Consider the following 20,576-nt stretch of genomic DNA (forward strand, 5'->3'; position numbering starts at 1 on the left):
ACGGAAGGAATCAGAAATAGGCGTCCTCTTCCGCCTTATCCTCAGGAGTCACGACGACGGTTTCCGCCTCCTGCGCAGCTCGCAGGATCCATTCCTCTAGCTGCGGAAGGCCTCTTTCGATCGCTTCGATGACCCGGAGGTTCGGGTTGGTGCTCGGCGACGGCGGCAGGAACAGCGTACAGCAGTCTTCGTAAGGCTGAATCGATAACGTATACGTATCGATTTGCTCGGCCATGCGGATGATCTCCTTCTTGTCCGTCGCAATCAAAGGCTGCAGGACAGGAAGCGATACGGCCCGGCCGATCGCATTCAAGCTCGGCAGCGTCTGGCTCGCCACCTGCCCGAGACTTTCTCCCGTCACCAGCGCCAGCGCCTTCTCCCGCTCCGCAATCGTCTCCGCAATGCGGTACATGGCGCGGCGGAGAATGGTGACGAGCAGATTGTCCTTGTACGCGGCATAAATCGACGTCTGCACCTCGGTGAAAGACACGAGGTGCAGCTTGATGCTTCCGCCGCTGTACGCGGACAACTTGCGGGCCAGCTGGATCACCTTCTCCTTGGCCCGCTCGCTCGTGTACGGGAAGCTGTGGAAATGCACCGCTTCCAGCTCAAGACCCCGGCGCATCGCCTGCCAGCCCGCCACCGGGCTGTCGATCCCGCCGGAGAGCAGGAGCACGGCTTTGCCGTTCGTGCCGAGCGGGTAACCTCCCGCTCCCTCGAAGGTCTCCACGAACAGCAGCGCCCCTTGCTCCCGAAGCTCCACCCTCAGGGTCGTTTCGGGGCTGCGCACATCTACGCTGAGCTCCGGACAAGCCCGGAGCACGGCGCCGCCGACGATCCGGTTCATTTCCAGCGTATCGAACGGAAAGCTTTTATCCACGCGCTTGACTTCCACTTTAAACGTCTGCGGACGCTTCACGACTTTCTTCATAAGCGCGACCGCCACCGCCTGAATCGCTTCGCTGTCGGATGGAGCCGTGTACACGGGACTGTATGTTTCAATACCGAACACTTTCGAGACGGCTTTGCCTACATCTTCGGCGGGCGCATCGGAGAGCCGGATATACACCCGGCCGTATTCGGTCACCAGCTTGACCTGCGCAAAGGGCGCAAGAACGCCACGGAGCTGGCTGACGACCTTTTTTTCAAACCGCGAGCGGTTTTTGCCCTTCAGCATCATTTCTCCGAAACGGACGAGCAGCAGATCGGGCTTCAAAGGAGACATCATGGTCAGCGTCCCCCTTTCGTCCGCGCAGACACCGGTACGAGATCGGCGATTACGCCGCGGAGCGCTTCTACGAACCGGCGGGCATCGTCTTCCGAATGCTCTTCGGTCCAGCTGACCCGCAGGCCGCTTGAAGCATGCGCCCGGTCCAGCCCCATGGAGAGCAGCACTTTGCTCGGCTCCGGCTCTCCCGAAGAACAAGCCGACTTCGTTGATATATATATGCCCCGCTGCTCCAAAGCATGTACGACAACTTCGGAATTCATGCCCGGGTAAGTAAAATGAACGAGATGGGGCGCCATGTCTTCTTCTTCGCGGGAACCTGTCAGAGCCAGCCCGGGAAGCCCGAGAATGCCTTCGACCGCAATGGTGCGGAAAGCCCGCTTACGCCGGATGTCTTCTTCCAGATTATCGGTGGCGATCCGAAGCGCTTTAGCCATCCCGACGATCAGGGGCACGTTCTCGGTGCCGGAGCGTATTCCCTGCTCCTGGCCTCCCCCGGCAAGCTGGGCCTGAAGGTCGATGCCCGTCCGCTTATAGAGGAAGCCCGCTCCTTTGGGGCCTTTGAACTTGTGAGCGGACGCGCTCATCAGGTCGATGCCCAGCTCGTCCGGAGAAAGAGGCAGCTTGCCTACTCCCTGTACGGCGTCCACATGAAACAGCACGGTCTGCTTCTCTCGCAGCCACCGGCCGATCTCTCCGATCGGCTGTATCCGCCCCATCTCGTTGTTCACATGCATGACGCTGACGAGAATGGTCTCCCCGGTGACGGCCGCCTTCAGATCCTCCACACGGACTTGGCCCGTTTCGTCTACGGGAAGAACCGTCACTTCAAAGCCTTCCGCCTGCAATTGACGGAAAGCCTCCGTTACGGAAGCGTGCTCGACAGCTGTTGTAATCAGATGACGGCCCCGGCTGCGGTACCGGTAAGCCGCTCCTTTGATGGCCAGATTGCTGCTCTCCGTACCGCCCGACGTAAAAATGATTTCTTCCGGCCGGGCCTTAAGAGCGGAGGCAATCACCTCGCGGCTCTTTTTAACCAGTTTCTCGGCGTCCAGGCCGAATTTATGAATCGAAGACGGATTGCCGAAATGCTGGAGCATCACGTCCGCAACCGTCTCCGCCACTTCCTTGTAAGGCTGGGTTGTTGCCGCGTTATCCAAATAAAGCATCTATCTCTGTCCTTTCTAATAGAAAAAAAGATCGCGTTAAAGGTTGTGCCTGTCACGTGCATATTCCTCATTAAATCGCAAAACCACCCCGAACACAAGCCGCCTTTATCATCAAAGCAAGCCGATTGCCTTTTCCAAGATCGCTTCCGCACCTTGCCGGACCTTCTGTAAAAAAAGAAAGAAGCGGCCTCTCCAGCCGGAGAAACCGCTTCTTTCCAACGTTATTAAGGCTTAAGTAAATTCCCGATCGTACCGTTCCTTGGCATTCATAACCTTTTTCACATACTGCTGAGTTTCATTCGGCAGCAGATGCATTTTCTCTAGTAAATCGGAATCGTTTTTGATCCCCAGCTTGTTGACCCGTCCGGGTCCCGCGTTATAGGCCGCCAAAGCGACGCCGACATTTCCGTCGAAACGCTTAAGCTGGTAGGACAAGTACTGCGCTCCGCCCTGGATATTCTGCTGCGGATCGAAGGCGTTCGTGACGCCCAGTCCGTTTGCCGTGCCGTCCATCAGCTGCATAAGCCCCTTGGCTCCCGCTCTCGAAACCGTATTCGGGTTAAAGGAGGACTCCTGGCGAATCACCGCTTTAATCAGGGCGGGATCTACGCCCGTACGCTCGCTCGCTTGTACGATGTAAGCGTCGTAAGCCGCTTCGCGCGCGGAAGCGGGCAGAGAAGCTTGTACGGCTCCGGCGGCCGTTTCGTAGGAACGGAGTGCTTTCGCCTGCCGCTGAACGCTTAAGCCGGTGCCGGCGGCAGCGGGAACCGCGCCTGCCGAGCCCGTCCACGCGCCCTGCAGCGCTTCCAGCGGCAGAATGCCGAGCGCATCCTCCCCGGTCGGATCGGCGGACAGGCCGCCTTGCTCCATGAGAAGCGTGTTGAGGAGCGAGCTGAATTCCTCGCCGGATTCGGAGGCACCCGACACTGCTCCGCCGGCGCCGGAAAACAACGTTGATTTGTTCAGCATTTCCAGTTTTAAAAGTTCTTTCATTAATCGCGGATCAATAGACACCATTTTCTCATCCCCGTTTGTAAGCCCATAAGCAAATTATAAGCCTTATATCGGCACAAATCGTTCCGTTTTGAACCCTTTTTGCCAAATTTGACGAAAATCCGGCTTCGCAGCCGGAATTATCCGCTCAGGCCACGTCTCTTTTCCGGAAAACCAGGATCGTAACGCCTAGGAGAACGATCAGATGCAGCACATAGATCGTCAGTGAAAACCCGAAGGTCATTCCCGGGAAAGGAGGCGGCGAATCCTGATTGACAAGAGGATTGGGATCATAGATCTTCCAGTTCGTATTGTTGAATATCAGGTACCGTGCCCAGTTGTACTGCAGGGCGGCAAAAGCCGAACCCGCCAGATTCATGACAATGGACACCGTAATCGCCAGCGCACTGCTGCGGAACACCGTCGCGATAAAGAAGGCCAGTGTGAACATGAAAAGCATGTCGGGCAGCGAGTACCAGTACGAGCTGGACAGCACGATAAAATGCTCGTCAGGCAGCTCGGCCGTCCCGAACAGTGCGGCCCCTGCCGCTATGGAGCTCAGAAAAAGAACCGCGTAAGCGATGAGCACCATAATCACGCAGGCAGTATACTTCGACAGCAGAATGGCCGTCCGGCCGGCCGGCCGGATCAGCAGCTGCTTGATCGTTCCGTCCTTGTACTCTTCCGTCACCGTCTGCGCCCCAAGAACAAGGGCAAACAAGGTAACAAACAGCGAGCAGACCATAAAAACGGTACCGGCAAAGCTGATATAATTGTGACCGTCCGAATAGCCGGGAATCCACAATTTAATGGGAAGACCGACAAACAGACTGAGCAGCAGCAGAAAGATATAGAAAATCCAAGTCGATTTTTTGCTTGTGATTTTCATGATTTCATTTTGTACGAGCGAAAGGAATTTCATCGGCTGTCCTCTCCTTTCGTCAGCTGGAGGAAGGTGTCTTCAAGCGTCGGCTTGCGGATAGCCACCTGATACACATCAATCCCCTGCCCGACGAGCCGGGACACGATTTCCGGAATCGCCGACTTGGACAAATTGGCGGTATACAGCCCGTTCTCGCGCCTCAGCAGCCCGTATTCCCCGGCCGTATGCTCTCCCGCCTCGATTCCCTTCAGTTCGAATTCGACCAGCACCAGCTCATCCTCTGCGGTTGCTCCGCCGCGAACGATACGTTCGCCGACAAGCCGGCCTTCCTGGATGATCAGGGCGCGGTCGCAAATCAGCTCGACCTCCGCCAGAAGGTGGGAGGAGATGAGGATCGCAATCGATTCCGTCTTGGCCAAATTGCGCAAATAATCGCGGAGCTCCCGTATGCCGGCCGGATCGAGACCGTTGGTCGGTTCATCCAGAATAAGCACCGTCGGCCGGTGAAGAAGCGCCTGGGCGATTCCCAGCCTCTGCCGCATACCGAGCGAGTACGTTTTGACTTTGTCGTGAATCGCGTCGGTCAGCCCGACCAGCTCTACGATTTCCTCCATACGTCCCGCCGGTATGGGTCCGGCCGCCATGCGGGCAAAGTGGACGAGATTTTTATGGCCCGACATATAAGGATACAGCTCGGGGTTCTCGACAATAGCGCCCACATGGGCAAGCGCCTTGGAACGCTGTGTCCTTACGGGAAAGCCCGCAATCCGGATTTCGCCCGCGCTCATCGACATCAAGCCGACCATCATACGGATCGTCGTCGTTTTACCGGAACCGTTCGGTCCCAGAAAACCGCAAATTTCCCCCCGCCGGACGGAAAAGGACAAGTCCTTGATAATCGGTTTTCCGCCTATCGTTTTCGATACGCCTACCAGTTCCATAGCTTGTTCGGTTTCCATTTAATCCTCCAATCCTATCCAGCACTAACATGTCTGAGCAAATTATAACGGTTTGAAGGGGTTTCGTCTAATTTCGTCTGTCCCGTCCCTTCCATGACCGATATAAAAAAAGGGCCCGGAGGCCCTTTTCCGCCGTTCGCTAGATCACAAACGGGACGAAAAACAAATTGGAAAAAAAGCTGATCAGTCCGATCGCGATTGCCCAGCCGCCGGCTTTCCGGCTTCCGTCCGCAAACGCCATGTACCCGAGAATCGCCCCAAGGGGTCCCAGCACAAACGGGAGCAGGAAAAACGAAAGAACGGACGACACGAGCGCCATAACACCGAGCGTCCGGGCGCTTATCCACGAATCCGAGTCGGCATCCTCCCTGCTTCGGGCGCCTGCGTCTTCCACATTGCGTCCCGCAAGCCCCGGGGCCAGTTCGCCCGCATATTCCTCACGGTCCGAATGCCCGGCGTGCTCCCGACCCGCAGAAGAATTCGCTTTAGCCGGGTCATGCTTTTGAGAATGTTCCCGCGTGCGCTCCTGCTTCTTACGGCTTTTGTGGTGAGTCATACGTGAAGACCTCCTCTTACTGTGCTGAGGAATTTCGGATGCGCGTGTTACTTCTTCTCTTTGAACGTGTGACAGCACGTATTGGCACGGTCCGCAGCCTGATCCTTATGACGCGTATCAAATTCTTCGCCGGCAAATTCGGAAGACAGGTCGGCATTCGCATGCTCGTCCACTTCGATCATAATGATATCCGCACGGCAGTTGTTCCCTTGTCCCCAGTAAGCACAGTTCGAGACGGCGCATTTGACTTCTGGCATATCGATCACCCCCAAGCATAGGGTCTCACGAAGGCTGGGCGGATATCCGCGGGGAGTGCTGTCACAACCTGACAGACGGACTGACCGCAACCATGACCGCAAACAAAAAAGCCCCCGCGCGCGGAGGCTTCATTTCTCTTATTTTAAACCCGTTCGCCCTGCATGCGGCGCTGGGTAATGTAGTCATTTTCATAGTAAGACAGTTCTTCGCGGAGCTCTTCGAAAATTTTGGACAATTCAATCGTCAGATCTCGTACTTCACGATTCGGTTTTTTGCGGAAACGAATGGCATCCTGTCCGGTGTACGCGTAGCGGCCGTCTTCAGAATAGCACTCGTTCTTCGGGTAAAAGAAAGGGCTGATACAGTTGTGGTACACTTCATACAGCACTTTTTCGGTAAAGTCCACATTGAAGGTCGGTCTGCGCAAGCTGACTCCGAGCTTCTCGTAAGCCACCTCGCAGAAAACAAGCAGGTGACGAGTATCCTGCAAATAGCCGCGGTAAAACTCTTCCATTTCGGAATCGGACTCTGCATTCAACTGCGGAAGAGAGTAGGTGTTCAGAAACGACTCGATGCGGTCCGCCGCTTCCTTCAGTTTCTTTCTCGTTGTCTCGCACGCCTTCTTAACATTATCCATTGCCATTACGGTTATGACCTCCTCTAGTTAACAGAGCGGGAACTCGCACCCGGCTCAGCCCATCCATATAGTATCACACTTTCTCTGGAAAAGGTACCCGATTCTTAAGGGGAAATGTCCGGCTTCCGTATAAAAAAAGCGCCCCTTTCCCACCCTACTTTTATGCAGTCCAGACGAAGGAAAGGAGGCCTCCGACCCATGCGACGCCCCACTGCCGCCCTAGGCGGCATGATACTCGGCAGCCTGCTTGTCGTAACAAGCGCCTGTCAGACGAAACCCGAAGCAAGGAACATACAGCCGGAAGCCGAGCTGAAATATAAACAAGCGCTTGTCGAACAGGATGTCGCCGTAACCGACCAATTGTGCCGGAACCAGTGCCTGCTCCATGTTAACCAAATGTATGCTTCCCTGAACCAAGCCGATCCTAAAAAGATCAAAGAAACGCTGAAGGACATGCAGAGCAAGCATGGCCACATTATTATGCTGGATTGGATTCCCGCGAAGTCTGATCCGGGTGTTGTACCGGGCAAATCGCCTTCTTCTGTTCTACCCGACAGTTTCACCAAGACCGGTTCGGGCACATCCGGCGGCTCCGGTACTACCGGTGCTCCCGAGACTCCCGGCGCATCTTCAACTCCGTCCGGTTCGGGCTCTTCCGGTTCCGCTGCCGGCGCTTCCGAAATCGTCTCCGGCAAACTGTCCAAAGAACTTGCCAAGAGCGCCCAGCCTTATATCGAGGAGGCGAAAAAAGCGGCCTCACAAGGAAACGCATATCAGTCGCCTAATTTCACGGTAGCGGATAAACCGTACTTTGTGCTGAACGTGCCCGCTCCCGACAAGAAAAGCTCAGTCGTCGCCGTCGTACGCCAGCATATTTTGCAGGAGGTTTCCAATCATCAGCGTAAAAATCTCCGCCTGCAATCTTTCCATTCCGATAAAAGCCGCTGGAAAATCGAAAGCGTAGATACCGACACGCTGCGCAGCAAACGGGTGACTCATCCCGACGACCATGAAGGCACCAGCCATTACGAGCGTCATGACGTCGTGGTCCAGTTTAACCGTCCTCCGCGCGAAGCCGAGCTGTCCCGTATCCGGACCGAGATCGGCGCCACCAAGGTCAAGCTTATCGGAAATACGTATATTATTACCGCCCGCAGCCTCGAAGCCAAGCAGCTAATGGATTATTTCCGCAAACGCCAGGATGTCCGCTTTGTGGAGCCCCACTATATTTACGAAACGAATGACTTGTCCCGCGGCACCAAACCGCTAAGCTGGTTTTTTGACTGGTGGCCCGGCAGCCGAAGCGACAATTCCGGACCGGCACGCTCCGGGGCCGGGGAGCAGGCGGCCGCGCAGCCGGACGTCATTCCCAATGACGTTCTTTTCAACAAATATCAGTGGAACCTTCCGATCACGAATACGCTGAGAGGGTGGAATTTCAACAAGGGCACTCAGGATGTCAAGGTTGCGATCGTGGATACGGGAGCCGACGTCAATCATGAGGACTTGAAAGGTCAACTCATCGAAGGCTACAACGTCCTGGATCCGACCGCGCAGCCGATGGATGATGTCGGACACGGCACGCACGTAGCCGGAATTATCGGCGCGCAGGTTAATAACGGATTGGGAGTAGCCGGTATGACCTGGTATAACAAAATTATGCCGGTCAAGGCTCTGGACAGCAGCGGAGTTGGCAGCACGTATGCCGTTGCCCAGGGAATCATCTGGGCCACCGACCACGGCGCCAAGGTGATTAACCTCAGTCTCGGCAACTACGCCAGCTCGGATTTCCTGCACGATGCCATCAAATACGCTTACGACCGCGACGTCGTCCTAATCGCCGCAAGCGGCAACGACAACACGGAACGGCCGGGCTACCCCGCGGCCTACCCCGAAGTGTTCGCGGTAGCCGCTACGGATTCAAGCAACGGGCGGGCGTCTTTCTCGAACTACGGAGACTATATCGACGTCGCCGCTCCGGGCGTGAGCATCGCCAGCACCTACCCGCAGAACCAGTACGCGGCGCTCTCCGGCACGTCCATGGCCTGCCCGCATGTAACGGCACTGGCGGCCCTGCTCCGTTCGGCGAATCCGTCCCTCAAAAATACCGAGGTGATGGAACTGATGCGCCAGACAGCCTCGGATATCGGAGACAAAGGACGCGACACTTACTTCGGGTTCGGGCTCATCAATGTCGACAAAGCCGTGGAAGCCGCCCTTGGCCGGGGTCCCGTACAGGCCGGCCTTCCGGGGACGAAACCGGCGCCCGTAGCCCCGTAACAGTACTGTCCTGGCCTGGGCACATGTAAGCCGGGGGCTGGGCATCAAACCCGCACTGCGCCTGGACCACGGGTACATTTAAGCCGAGGCCGTGGAGAATAGGCCCGGGGATAAACTAAAATTCCTTCATACTTTAAAGTAAGAAGGAAGCGCGAAAAAAACAGTGCCCCGGCGCACAACTCAAAAACCGCCTCGTTATCCGAAGATAACGGGCGGTTTTTCGATGTCGTAAGGATGGAAAGCTTGCCGTAAGCCGGGTTCTGTACTTCCGGTGGTGCAGCGGGCTACGATACCCTCCCACCATTGAAGTGACAATCATCTATCTAGGCCATACATTGCTATACAGCTCAAGCGACCAACCCGGACGCGCCTCGGGCTAAGGCTGTCTGTCAGGCAAGCCTGCAGACCGCGTCCCATTAGGTCTTGCTCCAAGTGGGGTTTACCAGGGGTAAAGTCACCAGTACCCCTCGTGGTCTCTTACACCACGGTTCCACCCTTGCCTGTGCGTCTTGCGACGCCATCGGCGGTCCATTTCTGTGGCACTATCCTTCAGCTCGCGCTGACTGGACGTTATCCAGCACCCTGCCCTATGGAGCCCGGACTTTCCTCTCGCGATGCAAGCATCACCAGCGATTGTCTGTCAAACTTTCCGAGAACATTTGCTAGTATACAGGTTATCGGCGCCGAATTCAACAACGAATGACTGGGAATGCAGCCAATTCGCGTTTTTTAAAGGAATTGGAACGGTTCCGTACTCGGTTCCGAAGCGGCCGCCACCGTTCCGTATTTCTTTTCCGCAAGCGCGCGGTTCATGTAATCCGCCACCGCGCGCTTCATGATTTTCTCGACGTTGTGCCCCACGTCGATCAGGCACATGCCGGCGGCCAGCGCGTCGTGCGCGGTGTGGTAGTCGATGTCCCCGGTCACGAGGACATCGGCTCCCGCAAACATCGCGCCGCGCACATACCGGCCGCCGGAGCCTCCCAGCACCGCCGCCTTGCGGACGGTGCGGTCCAGATCGCCGACGACGCGCACCATCGGCACGTCGAAGGCCTCCTTCGCGGCCGCGACAAGCTCGCGCAGCGTGAGAGGCTCCGGCAGCTTGCCGGCGCGTCCAAGGCCGAACGTACGGCCTTTGAGGTCCATCGGATAGAGGTCGTAAGCGACCTCTTCGTACGGATGCGCCTTCAACATCGCCTGCACCACCGCCCGCTGGATGCCCGCGGGCACGATCGTCTCCACGCGCACCTCGTCCGCGCGCTCCAGCTTGCCCTGCTCGCCCAGGAACGGCTTCGTGCCCTCGCGGGGCATAAACGTCCCCATGCCGGGAATGTTGAACGAGCAGTGGCTGTAGTCGCCGATCCAGCCCGCTCCGGCCTGGAACAGCGCCTGAAGCACCTTCTCGTGATGGCTTTCCGGCACGAAGACGACCAGCTTGCTGAGCTTCTCCGTGTGAACCTCGTCCAGAGGCACCAGGTCCTTCAGGCCGAGAGCTTCGGCCATCAGGTCGTTGATGCCTCCTTCCGCCACATCCAGATTCGTATGCGCGATGTAGACCGCGATATCGCTCTTGATGAGCTTCTCGTACAGCCGTCCGGCCGGCGTATCCGTCTGCAGGTGGGCCAGAGGTCTGAAAATGATCGCATGATGCGCGATAATCAGATCCGCGCCCGTCCGGATCGCTTCATCCACAACCTCGTCGGTAACGTCCAGCGCCACGAGGATCTTTTTGATTTCCTTCTGCAAGGTACCGAGCTGCAGGCCGATTTTATCGTCAGGCACGGCGTAGTGCTTGGGCGCCAGCTTTTCGAACAATTGAATTACGGTTTGTCCTTTCGCAAACATTCCAGGACCTCCTTGATACGCGAGATTTCCGCCTCCAGCCCGGACCGCTTCTCTTCCGCCTTTTCGGAAACCGAACGGTCCAGCTGTCTGCGGATCATGGCCAGTTTATCGAGTTCGTATTCCCACTTCGAAAACCAGACCGCCGGGGGATCCTGAATCAGGTAGGGACCCATCTGCAGGAGCGTGTCGCCGGTTACCCGGAGCCCGTCAAGAAGGCGATCCGCGTATAACGCGGCATCCCCCTCATCCTCCGGCTTCATCCGGACGGCCGTCAAAATTTCATAAATTTTGCCGTCCTCCTCCAGAATGGTCTCGTCGGCCAGGTGCCAGCCGTGACTGCGCAGCCATTTGCGCACGATGTCCTCGCCCACGTTCGGCTGCAGAATCAGCGTGGTCACGCCTGCAAGGTTGTCCTCGCCCGCATCGAGAATGGACGCAATCAAAGCCCCGCCCATTCCCGCGATTGTCACTGCATCCACTTCGCCCGGCCGCAGCACGGAAAGGCCGTCCCCGAGGCGGACTTCGATCTGCCCGCTCAGATTGGCGTCACGGACCTGCCGCTGCGCCGCCTCGGCCGGACCGCGGTTCACTTCGCCCGCAACCGCAGACGGAACAGTGCCCTGCTGCACCAGAAAGGTCGGCAGCAGGGCATGATCGGATCCGATATCCGCAAGTTTTGCCCCTTGAGGGACTTTTTTTGCAATTTCCAATAAACGTTGAGACAATTTCACCATATTTTAAGCAACCCATTCCGTCCAATTTTTACGATAGGCAAACAGCGCGATTCCCGCCGCCGCCACTTTACCGGCAAGCGAAAGCTGGAGAAGCTGCTGCGCCGAGGTGCCCCAGGCCAATCCGAACAGCTCGGGCGCGATCCACACGGTCGCTCCAGCGAGCAGCAGAACCAGGCCTGGTTTCTTCCAGCGGTGCTGAATGAGCCACCCGATCCACATGAGGATAAAAGAAAGCGGAAGCCAGGCTAGCTGCAGCTTGTACCAGGTAGCAGGCTCCAGACGCTGGCTTAATACGAATCCGTACGTAATAAGCAGTGCCAGCCATCCGCAGTATTGAAGAAGCGGCGTCCGCCCGAGAAGACCGACAAGCAGCCAGACGAGACCGCAAAGGGCTACGAAGGACCCGAGGTACAACTGCGCGGTCAAGCCGTTTCCATAAAGAATCCAGACTCCGAAACCGATCAGGGACGCCGAAGCGATGCCCGTCGAAAGCTGGGCCCTGAAAGGCTGCTCTTCTTTTTGCCGGAAGCCGATTATATACCAAGATACAACAAATACGGCGGAAACGCCAATTTGCAAAGAAATTCCAAAAGAGTTAAAATTAAGTAGTGTCAATGATAAAATAATGATAGTGACGACGGCTGCAACCCAGAATTTCCAGTGACTCCCCCGGATGGATTTGGTCGATATGCCCAAAACCCTTCTGGAATGGTCCGCACCCGTTTCCATGTACAAATTGAGCAGAAAGTCGCAGTACTGTGCGGGCAGAAGCCTAGATCTCCGCCAGTGTTCGATTTCCTTAATAATAGCCGTTCGTTTCTCGTCATCCATTAGCTTCACCTTCCCAACAACTTTATCGGTTCGCCGCCTTCCGAATTTGAGAAGGAAATCCGATGATCCTGCATTTGCGGATTCAAGCTTCTGACCGTGCCTGCAGGACCTTTTGCTTTTCTTCCAGGCATTGCTTGGCGAAATCGGTCACCCTGCTCCGGTAGCCCTCCTTGTCCGTCATAAAAGCAAGCCCGTGTCCCGCACGGGGCACCATGAACAGATCTTTGCCCGCGGGAGCCGCCTTATACAAGCCGTGCACCATAAAAAACGGAACGAACGTATCCGCTTCTCCATGGATAAAAAGAATCGGCTTTTCCGTTCGCTTTACCTGCTTCAGCGCCGAAGCTTCCCCGAAGAAATAGCCCGCTTTTATTTTGCAGATCAGGCTGGTAAGGGGAATGAGCGGAAAAGCGGGCAGCTTGAACATCCGCTTGAGCTGGTAGCTCAGAATGTCTTTGACGGACGTATAGGAACAATCGGCGATGATTCCTTTCACCTGCTCCGGCAGCCTTTCGCCGCTTGCCATCAGCACGGTAGCTCCGCCCATGGATACGCCGTGGAGCAGAATCCGGGCGTCTTCGCCGCTCCGCTGCAGAATATACCGGGTCCAGTTGACGTAATCCAATCGGTCCGTCCAGCCGAAACCGATATATTCCCCTTCGCTCTGTCCGTGCCCCCGGTTGTCCGGCATCAGCACGTTATACCCGAGCTCGTGGTGAATTTGAGCGAAACTGGCCATGTCCCTGCCCTGCCCGGAATACCCGTGCGCCAGCAGCGCCGTTACGCCCGAAGGCCGCTCGGCCTCCAAATACCAGCCGTTCAGACGAAGGCCGTCCGCCGATTGAATGGACACCTGCTCAAGCGTCTGGCGGGCAAGCCAGTTATCCGCCGTAGCCGGTGACGGGTCTACCGCGATTTCTTCCATGTGACCCGCAAGATCCGGGCTGTTCTGCAGAAATTCCTTGCTGCTGCGACGTATTCCCAGCCCGAACATATAGAAGGCTGCCGCTGTCAAAGCCACAGCAAGAACCGCAAGTATGCACAAACTGATCAACAGGGTCTTTGACATTTCAACATTCCTCCTTCTATTTGAAAAAAAGAAACCCGCCGGAGGCGGGCATTCGGATTCTATTCAAGGAAATCTTTTAACCGTTTGCTGCGGCTCGGGTGCCTCAGCTTGCGAAGCGCTTTGGCTTCGATTTGACGAATCCGTTCACGGGTAACCCCGAAAACTTTGCCCACCTCTTCCAGAGTCCGGGTACGCCCGTCATCCAGACCGAAACGAAGACGAAGCACGTTTTCTTCACGCTCGGTCAGCGTATCGAGAACATCTTCTAGCTGTTCTTTAAGAAGCTCGTAAGCCGCCGCATCCGCCGGTGCCAGCGCTTCCTGATCTTCAATAAAGTCGCCCAGATGGGAATCGTCCTCTTCACCGATCGGAGTTTCCAGAGATACCGGTTCCTGCGCGATCTTCATGATTTCGCGGACTTTATCCGTGCTCAGTTCCATTTCCTTCGCGATTTCTTCCGGCGTCGGTTCACGCCCCAGTTCCTGCAGCAGTTGACGGGATACCCGGATCAACTTGTTGATGGTTTCCACCATGTGAACCGGAATACGGATCGTTCTCGCCTGATCGGCAATGGCGCGCGTAATGGCTTGACGAATCCACCAGGTGGCATACGTACTAAATTTATACCCTTTGGTATGGTCGAATTTCTCCACCGCTTTGATCAGACCCATGTTTCCTTCCTGGATCAGATCCAGGAACAGCATGCCCCGTCCGACGTAGCGTTTGGCGATGCTGACGACGAGACGGAGGTTCGCTTCGGCCAGACGGCGCTTCGCTTCCTCGTCGCCTTGCTCGATTCTTTTCGCCAGATCTACTTCATTCTCTGCCGAAAGAAGGGGAACACGACCGATCTCTTTCAAATACATCCGCACCGGGTCATTGATTTTAATGCCTGGCGGGAGAGTCAGATCATCTTCAAAGCTGAATTCATCGTTCTCTTGATCGCCCTCCGGACGCATTCTTCCTTCGTCCTCGTCAGACTCGTTCCCTACGTCAATTCCCATTTCGGACAATTGTTCGAAAAACTCGTCAATCTGTTCCGGATCTTGATCATAAGGAGCCAGCCGTTCTGTGATGTCTTTATAAGTGAGCGAGGAGCGCTTTTTGCCTAACTCGATGAGCTGCTCCTTTACCTGCTCCAGGGTCAACTCGGTTTCGATCTCAGTATGTTGATCGTTCGCCATAATCCAACTCCCTCCTCCCTAGATTATCCGGAACCTGCGTTACGAAAATTTAAGCTGTTTCTCTAGGGCAATAATTTCACTAAGAATTTGCGCAGCCCGCAAAGGATCCCCTGAGCGCTCCGCACGGATCATTTCTTCTTTTTTTCTGGATATTTCCTGCTGCTTCGGATATTTTTTGATTTCTTTGATGTAGTCGTCGATGACGACTTCGTTCACACCGTGGTGCGCGCCCATCATCGCGATGGAACTCGCCAGATTTTCGAGCTTGTCGTCCTGAATCATCGCCATGTAACGGCTCACGCTCGGTGTGGAGTTTTGGGCGTAAAAAGCATATAAATAAGCCGCCAGAACGGCATGAGCATCCACGTTAAATTCGTCGCCTAACCGTTCTTCCACATAGGCGCTAACATCCCGATCGTGCATCATGACGGCTAGAAGCTGCCGTTCCGCGTTATGATAAGCCGGATAAAGCGGCGCTTTTGGCGTTTCTTTCCTATTATGCCTACCATTATTCCACGGAACGTCGATATTATCCCTGACTGTCCGGTTTTTTTCCGATTTCATCCGGAGGTTGGCCAAATCTTGCTTGAGCGACTCGTAAGAGGTCTCAAACTCCCCGGCGAGCTGTTTTAAATAATGCTCCCGTTCGATCGAGCTCAAGTCCGCAATCATCTTCAAAGCCGTTTGCTGGTAGCGTATCCGATCGCCTTCCTCCTGCAAACGGAAATGCCGGCGAATGTAGTGCAGCCTGTATTTGATCGAGGGTACGGCGTAATCAATGATTTCCCGTACAAATCTCTCGGAGCCGTATGCAGTAATGTATTCATCCGGATCTTGGGCATCCGGAAGCATAGCCACTTTCACTTCGCAGCCCGCTTGTTCAAGCAGGGGGATTGCCTTGTAAGCCGCATTCTGTCCGGCCGAATCTCCGTCGTAACAGATCACGACCCGTCCGGCGTTGCGCCGGATCAGTTCCGCATGCTCGGGGGTCAGCGCGGTACCCATCGTACCGACACCGTTTCTCACCCCAGCTTCCCAAGCTTTTACCACATCCATATAACCTTCAAACAATACCATGGTATTCGTTTTCCGGATTTGCGGACGTGCCTGGTGAAAATTATACAGCACACGGCTTTTGTTGAAGAGCATCGTTTCAGGACTGTTCAAGTACTTAGGCTGCACATCCCCGAGCGCCCGGCCGCCGAAGGCAATGACTTTGCCCTGCGCGTCCCAGATCGGGAAAATCACTCTGTCCCTGAACTTGTCGATATAACCGTCTCCCTCGGAACGGGCCGAAACGAGCCCTCCCCGTTCCATCAGCGGAAGATCGTAGCCCGCTTTCTGAAGCTGCTGTACAAGCGTATCCCACATGGCGGGAGCATATCCGATCTGAAAAGCGTCGATCAATTTATCCGACATCTGCCGGTTGCGCACATAATCGAGTGCGTTCTTGCCTTGATCGGTATTCATTAGAATATAACGGTACAGTTTGGCCGCTTTCTCATTGGCCTCCAGCATTTTGGACCGGTCCTTCTGCTGCGGGTTGTCCGCGGACAATGACTCCTCCCACGTAACGGGGATATCCGCTTCCTCCGCCAGGTGCCGGACGGCTTCGGCAAACGTGTAGCCTTCGATTTCCCGGAGAAACTGAAACATGTTGCCCCCCGCTCCGCAGCCGAAGCAGTGGTAAATCTGTTTCTCGGGCGTCACCGTAAACGAAGGCGATTTTTCCGAGTGAAACGGACAAAGCCCCTTCAGGTAGTGGCCCTGTTTGGTCAAATGGACGTATTTTCCTATCACATCGGCAATGTCATGACGCTGCAGAACAGCTTCGATCACTTCATCCGGAATGCGTCCGTAACCCATTTCCCCCACCTTCAATCCTTATAAAAAAGCTTCATGTGCGGTAAACAACTATACGTATTCGCTAAACAGGCCTATTCTCCTGCAAACGAAGTAAAACTTTTGTCAAACCATGTAGAAAAAATTCTCGGTCTTCGTCCGTAAAAGGCTTCGGTCCTTTGGAATGCTTGCCTCCACGGCGCAGCTTGCCCTGTGTATGACGCCGGTCAAGAAGAAAATCAATGGTACGGTCGGTATATTCCTGTCCGCGGTTCGAGAGGCATACCGCCCCTTTGCCCAGACCGATGGCGGCCAGACCGAAATCCTGCGTAACCAGGATATCCCCGCGCCGAATATGATTGGCGATAAACAAATCGACGGACTGGTCCGAACGGTCGACCTGGATCACCTCGATCCCTTCCTGCCCCTTCAGCCGGTGGTCGAACGAAGCCACCATAAGCACGTGAACCGAATACTGCGCGGCCGCCCGGATGATCTCGGGCTTAACCGGACACGCATCCGCATCCACAACAATTTGAAAGGATGAATGTTGAATGGATAATGCCCCCGATACCTGCTAATAGTCCTGCTGTACTAGTATATACGCTCATCGCGCGAAAAATCCTGCAAGTTCAGGATAAATGAGGATGACGCCGGATTTGTTCGAGAACCAGGCTGGCCGTTTCTTCGACGGCGCGGTTGGATACGTCGATGACGTGGCATCCGATCCGGGAAAGCACCGTTCCCGCGAACTCCAGCTCTTGTTTAATACGTTCCGTTTTGGCATAAGTTGCATTGGACGCGAGTCCGAGAGTGCGCAGCCGTTCCCGGCGGATAGCGTTGAGTTTATCCGGATCGATAAGCAGGCCGATCACCTTGTTTTTAGGCACTTTGAAAAGCACGTCGGGCGGCTGCATTTCCGGAACGAGGGGGACATTGGCGACTTTGTATTTTTTGTGCGCCAGGTACATGGAAAGCGGAGTTTTCGACGTGCGGGATACGCCGACGAGGACGATATCCGCCTTGACGATTCCGCTGAAATCGCGGCCGTCGTCGTATTTGACGGCGAACTCGATCGCCTCCATTTTTTTGAAATAATCCTCATCCAAGGGATGGTTGCCTCCGGGCTGATGGCGGGCCTTGCGGTTAAACGCTTTTTCGAACGTCTGAATAAGCGGTCCCAGCAGATCGACGTAAGCGAATCCCGCTTGTTCCGCTTTCTGGGTCAAATAATCGCGAAGCTCGGGAATGACCAGCGTAAACGCGATGATTCCCTGCTGACGGGCGACTTTGGCCAGGAGACGGTCGATTTCTTCCGTATCATGCACGAAAGGAACCCGCTCGATCACAATCGGGGCGGGATAAAATTGCAGCGCGACGGCATTGACGACAGATTCGCCCGTCTCTCCGATCGCATCCGATACCACGTAAACGATAACCGGATTGTTTGAAGGATTCATAAATGTTGTCCCTCCCTGTACCTATTCGGGAATAGCTAAGCGGAAACGAAGACAAAAGGACCGTGGTAGCTTCGAAAATCAAAGCGGCCGCCACGGACGACCCTAAGGTCCCGGCGGTTTATCACCACGGCAACATTGTAGTACTCTGTTCTTCCAGTTATCCGTACCAGTTACTGCTTCCAATCACTTACTATAAGGAACCCGCTTACGTTTGTCAAACCCGCAGGTTTTAAATATTGTACTTATCCATCTGGTCCAAAAAACTTCTGGCTTTCCAGCGGACATCCACGTGGGCGTCCATATACAGCCTCATGCTGTGCTTCAGCTGGGATTTGGTTGAGGGCTTTACGTTCACATTGCCGATCCGGCTGAGATCGACCTGCTGTAAAAGCCGCATAAGCTTCAGAGTACTTTCCGTCACGGCCGCGGCATAAGGATCGAGATGCTTGCAGCGGCTGCACATTGCGCCGCCCGCAGCTGCGCTGAAAGCGGCAAGTTCCTCCGTGCGCCCGCATGACGCACATTTATCGAGAACCGGCGTATACCCGGAGGCCGCAAGCATCTTAAGCTCGAAAACATGCGCGACGATCTGCATATCCTTCTCCTGCTCAATGGCCATGAGTCCAGCTTCCAATTGATCGAACAAGAATAAACTGCGATCCTCCTCTCCCAGCATCCGGTCAACCATTTCAACCAGGTAAGAGGCATACGCAGATTTATAAAGATCTTCTCTCAATTTGTGATGGGGTTCTATGATCTCCCCATGGTTAAGCGTTCCAAGCTTACCCTGTCTATAAAAAACGTAATCCCCGTACGTGAACAGCTGGGTGACGGCGCCGAGCCGGCTTTTCACCTTCTTCACTCCGCGCGCGATCACCCCTACTTTACCCAGTTCACGGGTATAAAGCGTAATGATTTTGTTCCCTTCCCCGTAATCGACGCTACGGAGAACAATTCCTTGCACCCGGTGCAGCATCTCTTATGCGCTTCCTTTCCGGAAACGCCGGATCAGTCTCCAGGCGTTCTCAGGCTTCGACCGAATGCACGGCTTCCTGCTCTTGCTGCATCAGCTCTTCTCCTGCAAGTTCGGGATCAGACGCTAAATCTTTGTACAGCAGGTAAGCGTCCACTTCCCCCGTCGACCAAAAATAGTGCCAGGTAAAATCTCTCACTCTGGATCATCCTCTCTCCGTAAGATGTTCGTGTTGATGATTACCCTTAGGATGTACCCGTTGAAGCAGTCTATGCCCGGCAATTAATGGAACGCGGGGAAAGCCTAGCGGTTATTCGTTTCGGAAGCCCAGATCCCGCAGCACGCGTTCCTGATTGCGCCAGTCTTTTTTGACTTTCACCCACAACTCGAGGAACGTTTTGGAGCCGAGCAGCGCTTCGATATCATGTCTCGCTTGCTTGCCGATTTCTTTCAGCAGCGAGCCCTGCTTGCCGATAATAATGCCTTTCTGCGAATCCCGCTCTACGTAAATGACGGCTGAAATATGAACCACGCCGTTTTTTTCGACCTTCATATCCTCGATCGCTACCGCAATGGAGTGGGGAATTTCTTCTCTTGTCATATGGAGGATCTTCTCGCGGACAAGTTCCGCGCAAACAAACTGCTCGGGATGGTCGGTTATCTGATCCGCGGGATAGTACTGCGGGCCTTCCGGCAAATATTTAACGACTTGCTCCAGCATTGTGTTCACATTGTTGCCGAGCAGAGCCGAAACCGGTACGATTTCCGCGAATTCGTACAGATCTTTATAGGTCGTAATGATCGGCAGCAATTGTTCGGGATGCACTTGATCGATTTTGTTCAGGACTAGGATGACCGGTGTTTTAACGTTCTTCAGCTGTTCGATGATATAGCGGTCTCCGCCGCCGATTCCTTCCGAAACGTCGGCAAGAAACAGAATGGCGTCGACTTCTCCCAAGGTGCTGTGGGCAACTTTCATCATGTAATCGCCCAGCTTGGAAGACGGTTTATGAATACCCGGCGTGTCCAAAAATACAATTTGGGAATTGTCGGTCGTGTACACGCCGTGAATTTTGTTGCGCGTGGTCTGCGGCTTATCGGACATAATCGCGATCTTCTGACCGATTACCTGGTTCATCAGGGTGGATTTCCCTACGTTCGGCCGTCCGATAATCGAAACGAATCCGGATTTGAATTTTTCTTTGTTCATGCTGTAATTATTTCCTCCTAGGATTGCAAATCTTTCGACGTAAACGCGCCGGGCAGCAGTTCACCCATTGTCGTTACGGTATAGTCACCGCTTAAGTTGCCTAAAATAACGGGCATGTCCGGTCCGCAAAGTTCGATTAAAACCTGCCGACATACCCCGCAAGGTGCAATCGGACCTTCCGTATCGCCTATAACCGCGATAGATTGGAAGGATCCCGGCTTGTGCCCGTCCGCGACGGCGCGGAAAACGGCGGTGCGTTCGGCGCAGTTCGTCGGCCCGTAAGCCGCATTTTCGATATTGCAGCCGTGATGGACCTGACCGTCTTTATCCAGCAGGGCGGCTCCCACCCCGAAGTTCGAGTATGGGATGTAAGCTTTCAGGCGTGCCTGCCGCGCATGTTCCAGCAGTTCTTCCGGTTTCATAAGGCATCTTTTCCTTTCCGTTAACCCACAAAATGTAACCATT

Annotated in this window: 21 protein-coding genes and 1 other RNA gene; 1 reads left to right on the forward strand and 21 read right to left on the reverse strand. The window is 54.9% G+C overall.

Annotated features, from left to right (window positions below; translation table 11 throughout):
• Nucleotides 1–10: 10 nt before the first annotated feature.
• The 8 genes from thiI to HMPREF1207_RS04940 form a co-directional block, all read right to left on the reverse strand.
• A complete protein-coding gene (gene thiI / locus HMPREF1207_RS04905; protein WP_009673998.1) occupies nucleotides 11–1,228 on the reverse strand; it encodes a tRNA uracil 4-sulfurtransferase ThiI in 1,218 nt (405 codons plus the stop codon).
• Nucleotides 1,229–1,230: 2 nt separating this feature from the next.
• Nucleotides 1,231–2,397, reverse strand: coding sequence for a cysteine desulfurase family protein (locus HMPREF1207_RS04910; RefSeq protein ID WP_009673999.1), 1,167 nt, complete (start codon nucleotides 2,395–2,397; stop codon nucleotides 1,231–1,233).
• Between the two features lie 231 nt (nucleotides 2,398–2,628).
• Nucleotides 2,629–3,414 carry a lytic transglycosylase domain-containing protein gene (locus HMPREF1207_RS30530; RefSeq protein ID WP_009674008.1) on the reverse strand — a complete coding sequence of 262 codons (786 nt, stop codon included), beginning with the start codon at nucleotides 3,412–3,414 and terminating at the stop codon, nucleotides 2,629–2,631.
• A gap of 124 nt (nucleotides 3,415–3,538) precedes the next feature.
• Entirely contained in the window at nucleotides 3,539–4,312 is a 774-nt protein-coding gene (locus HMPREF1207_RS04920; protein WP_009673993.1) for an ABC transporter permease, read from the reverse strand.
• On the reverse strand, nucleotides 4,309–5,232 hold the full coding sequence (locus tag HMPREF1207_RS04925; protein ID WP_009674007.1) for an ABC transporter ATP-binding protein: 924 nt from the start codon (nucleotides 5,230–5,232) through the stop codon (nucleotides 4,309–4,311). The genes HMPREF1207_RS04920 and HMPREF1207_RS04925 overlap by 4 nt, the downstream gene beginning before the upstream one ends.
• Before the next feature lie 139 nt (nucleotides 5,233–5,371).
• Nucleotides 5,372–5,788, reverse strand: a complete 417-nt coding sequence (locus HMPREF1207_RS04930; protein WP_009674000.1) for a hypothetical protein — start codon at nucleotides 5,786–5,788, stop codon at nucleotides 5,372–5,374.
• 47 nt (nucleotides 5,789–5,835) lie between these two features.
• On the reverse strand, nucleotides 5,836–6,045 hold the full coding sequence (locus tag HMPREF1207_RS04935; RefSeq protein WP_016423477.1) for a DUF1540 domain-containing protein: 210 nt from the start codon (nucleotides 6,043–6,045) through the stop codon (nucleotides 5,836–5,838).
• 143 nt (nucleotides 6,046–6,188) lie between these two features.
• Nucleotides 6,189–6,689, reverse strand: a complete 501-nt coding sequence (locus tag HMPREF1207_RS04940; protein ID WP_009674001.1) for a YpuI family protein — start codon at nucleotides 6,687–6,689, stop codon at nucleotides 6,189–6,191.
• A gap of 192 nt (nucleotides 6,690–6,881) precedes the next feature.
• Here HMPREF1207_RS04940 and HMPREF1207_RS04945 point away from each other — a divergent pair, with 192 nt between their 5' ends.
• Nucleotides 6,882–8,963 (forward strand): S8 family peptidase, encoded by a 2,082-nt coding sequence (locus HMPREF1207_RS04945; RefSeq protein ID WP_016423478.1) that lies wholly within the window; start codon nucleotides 6,882–6,884, stop codon nucleotides 8,961–8,963.
• 234 nt (nucleotides 8,964–9,197) lie between these two features.
• Here the strand turns inward: HMPREF1207_RS04945 and rnpB are convergent.
• The 13 genes from rnpB to HMPREF1207_RS05000 all read right to left on the reverse strand — a co-directional run bounded on the left by rnpB (nucleotide 9,198) and on the right by HMPREF1207_RS05000 (nucleotide 20,533).
• An RNA gene (gene rnpB / locus HMPREF1207_RS28500) (RNase P RNA component class A) lies at nucleotides 9,198–9,612 on the reverse strand.
• Between the two features lie 80 nt (nucleotides 9,613–9,692).
• A complete protein-coding gene (locus tag HMPREF1207_RS04950; protein ID WP_009671656.1) occupies nucleotides 9,693–10,808 on the reverse strand; it encodes a Nif3-like dinuclear metal center hexameric protein in 1,116 nt (371 codons plus the stop codon).
• The gene (locus HMPREF1207_RS04955; protein ID WP_009671640.1) at nucleotides 10,784–11,542 is read right to left on the reverse strand and encodes a tRNA (adenine(22)-N(1))-methyltransferase; all 759 of its coding nucleotides are present in this window, start codon (nucleotides 11,540–11,542) and stop codon (nucleotides 10,784–10,786) included. Before HMPREF1207_RS04955 ends, HMPREF1207_RS04950 begins: the two co-directional genes overlap by 25 nt.
• 3 nt (nucleotides 11,543–11,545) lie before the next feature.
• Complete coding sequence (locus HMPREF1207_RS04960; protein WP_009671653.1) at nucleotides 11,546–12,373, reverse strand: hypothetical protein; 828 nt, start codon at nucleotides 12,371–12,373, stop codon at nucleotides 11,546–11,548.
• 82 nt (nucleotides 12,374–12,455) lie between these two features.
• Nucleotides 12,456–13,442 carry an alpha/beta hydrolase gene (locus HMPREF1207_RS04965; RefSeq protein ID WP_009671645.1) on the reverse strand — a complete coding sequence of 329 codons (987 nt, stop codon included), beginning with the start codon at nucleotides 13,440–13,442 and terminating at the stop codon, nucleotides 12,456–12,458.
• A gap of 59 nt (nucleotides 13,443–13,501) precedes the next feature.
• Nucleotides 13,502–14,626, reverse strand: coding sequence for an RNA polymerase sigma factor RpoD (gene rpoD / locus HMPREF1207_RS04970; RefSeq protein WP_009671652.1), 1,125 nt, complete (start codon nucleotides 14,624–14,626; stop codon nucleotides 13,502–13,504).
• A gap of 39 nt (nucleotides 14,627–14,665) precedes the next feature.
• Nucleotides 14,666–16,492 carry a DNA primase gene (gene dnaG, locus HMPREF1207_RS04975; protein WP_009671639.1) on the reverse strand — a complete coding sequence of 609 codons (1,827 nt, stop codon included), beginning with the start codon at nucleotides 16,490–16,492 and terminating at the stop codon, nucleotides 14,666–14,668.
• Nucleotides 16,493–16,553: 61 nt separating this feature from the next.
• A complete protein-coding gene (locus tag HMPREF1207_RS04980) occupies nucleotides 16,554–16,997 on the reverse strand; it encodes a YaiI/YqxD family protein (protein ID WP_009671649.1) in 444 nt (147 codons plus the stop codon).
• 103 nt (nucleotides 16,998–17,100) lie between these two features.
• Nucleotides 17,101–17,928 (reverse strand): pyruvate, water dikinase regulatory protein, encoded by an 828-nt coding sequence (locus HMPREF1207_RS04985; RefSeq protein WP_009671643.1) that lies wholly within the window; start codon nucleotides 17,926–17,928, stop codon nucleotides 17,101–17,103.
• Between the two features lie 229 nt (nucleotides 17,929–18,157).
• Nucleotides 18,158–18,904: a DNA repair protein RecO gene (gene recO, locus HMPREF1207_RS04990; RefSeq protein ID WP_009671654.1), complete on the reverse strand. Its 747-nt coding sequence runs from the start codon at nucleotides 18,902–18,904 to the stop codon at nucleotides 18,158–18,160.
• Between the two features lie 49 nt (nucleotides 18,905–18,953).
• Nucleotides 18,954–19,100, reverse strand: coding sequence for a YqzL family protein (locus tag HMPREF1207_RS28595; protein ID WP_009671644.1), 147 nt, complete (start codon nucleotides 19,098–19,100; stop codon nucleotides 18,954–18,956).
• A gap of 111 nt (nucleotides 19,101–19,211) precedes the next feature.
• On the reverse strand, nucleotides 19,212–20,111 hold the full coding sequence (era, locus tag HMPREF1207_RS04995; protein WP_009671648.1) for a GTPase Era: 900 nt from the start codon (nucleotides 20,109–20,111) through the stop codon (nucleotides 19,212–19,214).
• A 17-nt stretch (nucleotides 20,112–20,128) separates the two neighbouring features.
• Nucleotides 20,129–20,533: a cytidine deaminase gene (locus tag HMPREF1207_RS05000; protein WP_009671657.1), complete on the reverse strand. Its 405-nt coding sequence runs from the start codon at nucleotides 20,531–20,533 to the stop codon at nucleotides 20,129–20,131.
• Nucleotides 20,534–20,576: the final 43 nt, after the last annotated feature.

The organism is Paenibacillus sp. HGH0039 (genome assembly GCF_000411255.1).
Lineage (GTDB): Bacteria > Bacillota > Bacilli > Paenibacillales > NBRC-103111 > Paenibacillus_F.

What these genes read in the sequence shown, in the direction of transcription:
- HMPREF1207_RS04920 (WP_009673993.1), bottom strand. Translation starts at nt 4,312, where the DNA reads ATGAAATTCCTTTCGCTCGTACAAAATGAAATCATGAAAATCACAAGC.
- HMPREF1207_RS04960 (WP_009671653.1), bottom strand. Translation starts at nt 12,373, where the DNA reads ATGGATGACGAGAAACGAACGGCTATTATTAAGGAAATCGAACACTGG.
- HMPREF1207_RS04950 (WP_009671656.1), bottom strand. Translation starts at nt 10,808, where the DNA reads ATGTTTGCGAAAGGACAAACCGTAATTCAATTGTTCGAAAAGCTGGCG.
- rpoD (WP_009671652.1), bottom strand. Translation starts at nt 14,626, where the DNA reads ATGGCGAACGATCAACATACTGAGATCGAAACCGAGTTGACCCTGGAG.
- HMPREF1207_RS04965 (WP_009671645.1), bottom strand. Translation starts at nt 13,442, where the DNA reads ATGTCAAAGACCCTGTTGATCAGTTTGTGCATACTTGCGGTTCTTGCT.
- HMPREF1207_RS04910 (WP_009673999.1), bottom strand. Translation starts at nt 2,397, where the DNA reads ATGCTTTATTTGGATAACGCGGCAACAACCCAGCCTTACAAGGAAGTG.
- HMPREF1207_RS30530 (WP_009674008.1), bottom strand. Translation starts at nt 3,414, where the DNA reads ATGGTGTCTATTGATCCGCGATTAATGAAAGAACTTTTAAAACTGGAA.
- HMPREF1207_RS04945 (WP_016423478.1), top strand. Translation starts at nt 6,882, where the DNA reads ATGCGACGCCCCACTGCCGCCCTAGGCGGCATGATACTCGGCAGCCTG.
- HMPREF1207_RS04935 (WP_016423477.1), bottom strand. Translation starts at nt 6,045, where the DNA reads ATGCCAGAAGTCAAATGCGCCGTCTCGAACTGTGCTTACTGGGGACAA.
- HMPREF1207_RS04940 (WP_009674001.1), bottom strand. Translation starts at nt 6,689, where the DNA reads ATGGCAATGGATAATGTTAAGAAGGCGTGCGAGACAACGAGAAAGAAA.
- dnaG (WP_009671639.1), bottom strand. Translation starts at nt 16,492, where the DNA reads ATGGGTTACGGACGCATTCCGGATGAAGTGATCGAAGCTGTTCTGCAG.
- HMPREF1207_RS05000 (WP_009671657.1), bottom strand. Translation starts at nt 20,533, where the DNA reads ATGAAACCGGAAGAACTGCTGGAACATGCGCGGCAGGCACGCCTGAAA.
- HMPREF1207_RS04955 (WP_009671640.1), bottom strand. Translation starts at nt 11,542, where the DNA reads ATGGTGAAATTGTCTCAACGTTTATTGGAAATTGCAAAAAAAGTCCCT.
- recO (WP_009671654.1), bottom strand. Translation starts at nt 18,904, where the DNA reads ATGCTGCACCGGGTGCAAGGAATTGTTCTCCGTAGCGTCGATTACGGG.
- HMPREF1207_RS04930 (WP_009674000.1), bottom strand. Translation starts at nt 5,788, where the DNA reads ATGACTCACCACAAAAGCCGTAAGAAGCAGGAGCGCACGCGGGAACAT.
- thiI (WP_009673998.1), bottom strand. Translation starts at nt 1,228, where the DNA reads ATGATGTCTCCTTTGAAGCCCGATCTGCTGCTCGTCCGTTTCGGAGAA.
- HMPREF1207_RS04925 (WP_009674007.1), bottom strand. Translation starts at nt 5,232, where the DNA reads ATGGAAACCGAACAAGCTATGGAACTGGTAGGCGTATCGAAAACGATA.
- era (WP_009671648.1), bottom strand. Translation starts at nt 20,111, where the DNA reads ATGAACAAAGAAAAATTCAAATCCGGATTCGTTTCGATTATCGGACGG.
- HMPREF1207_RS04985 (WP_009671643.1), bottom strand. Translation starts at nt 17,928, where the DNA reads ATGAATCCTTCAAACAATCCGGTTATCGTTTACGTGGTATCGGATGCG.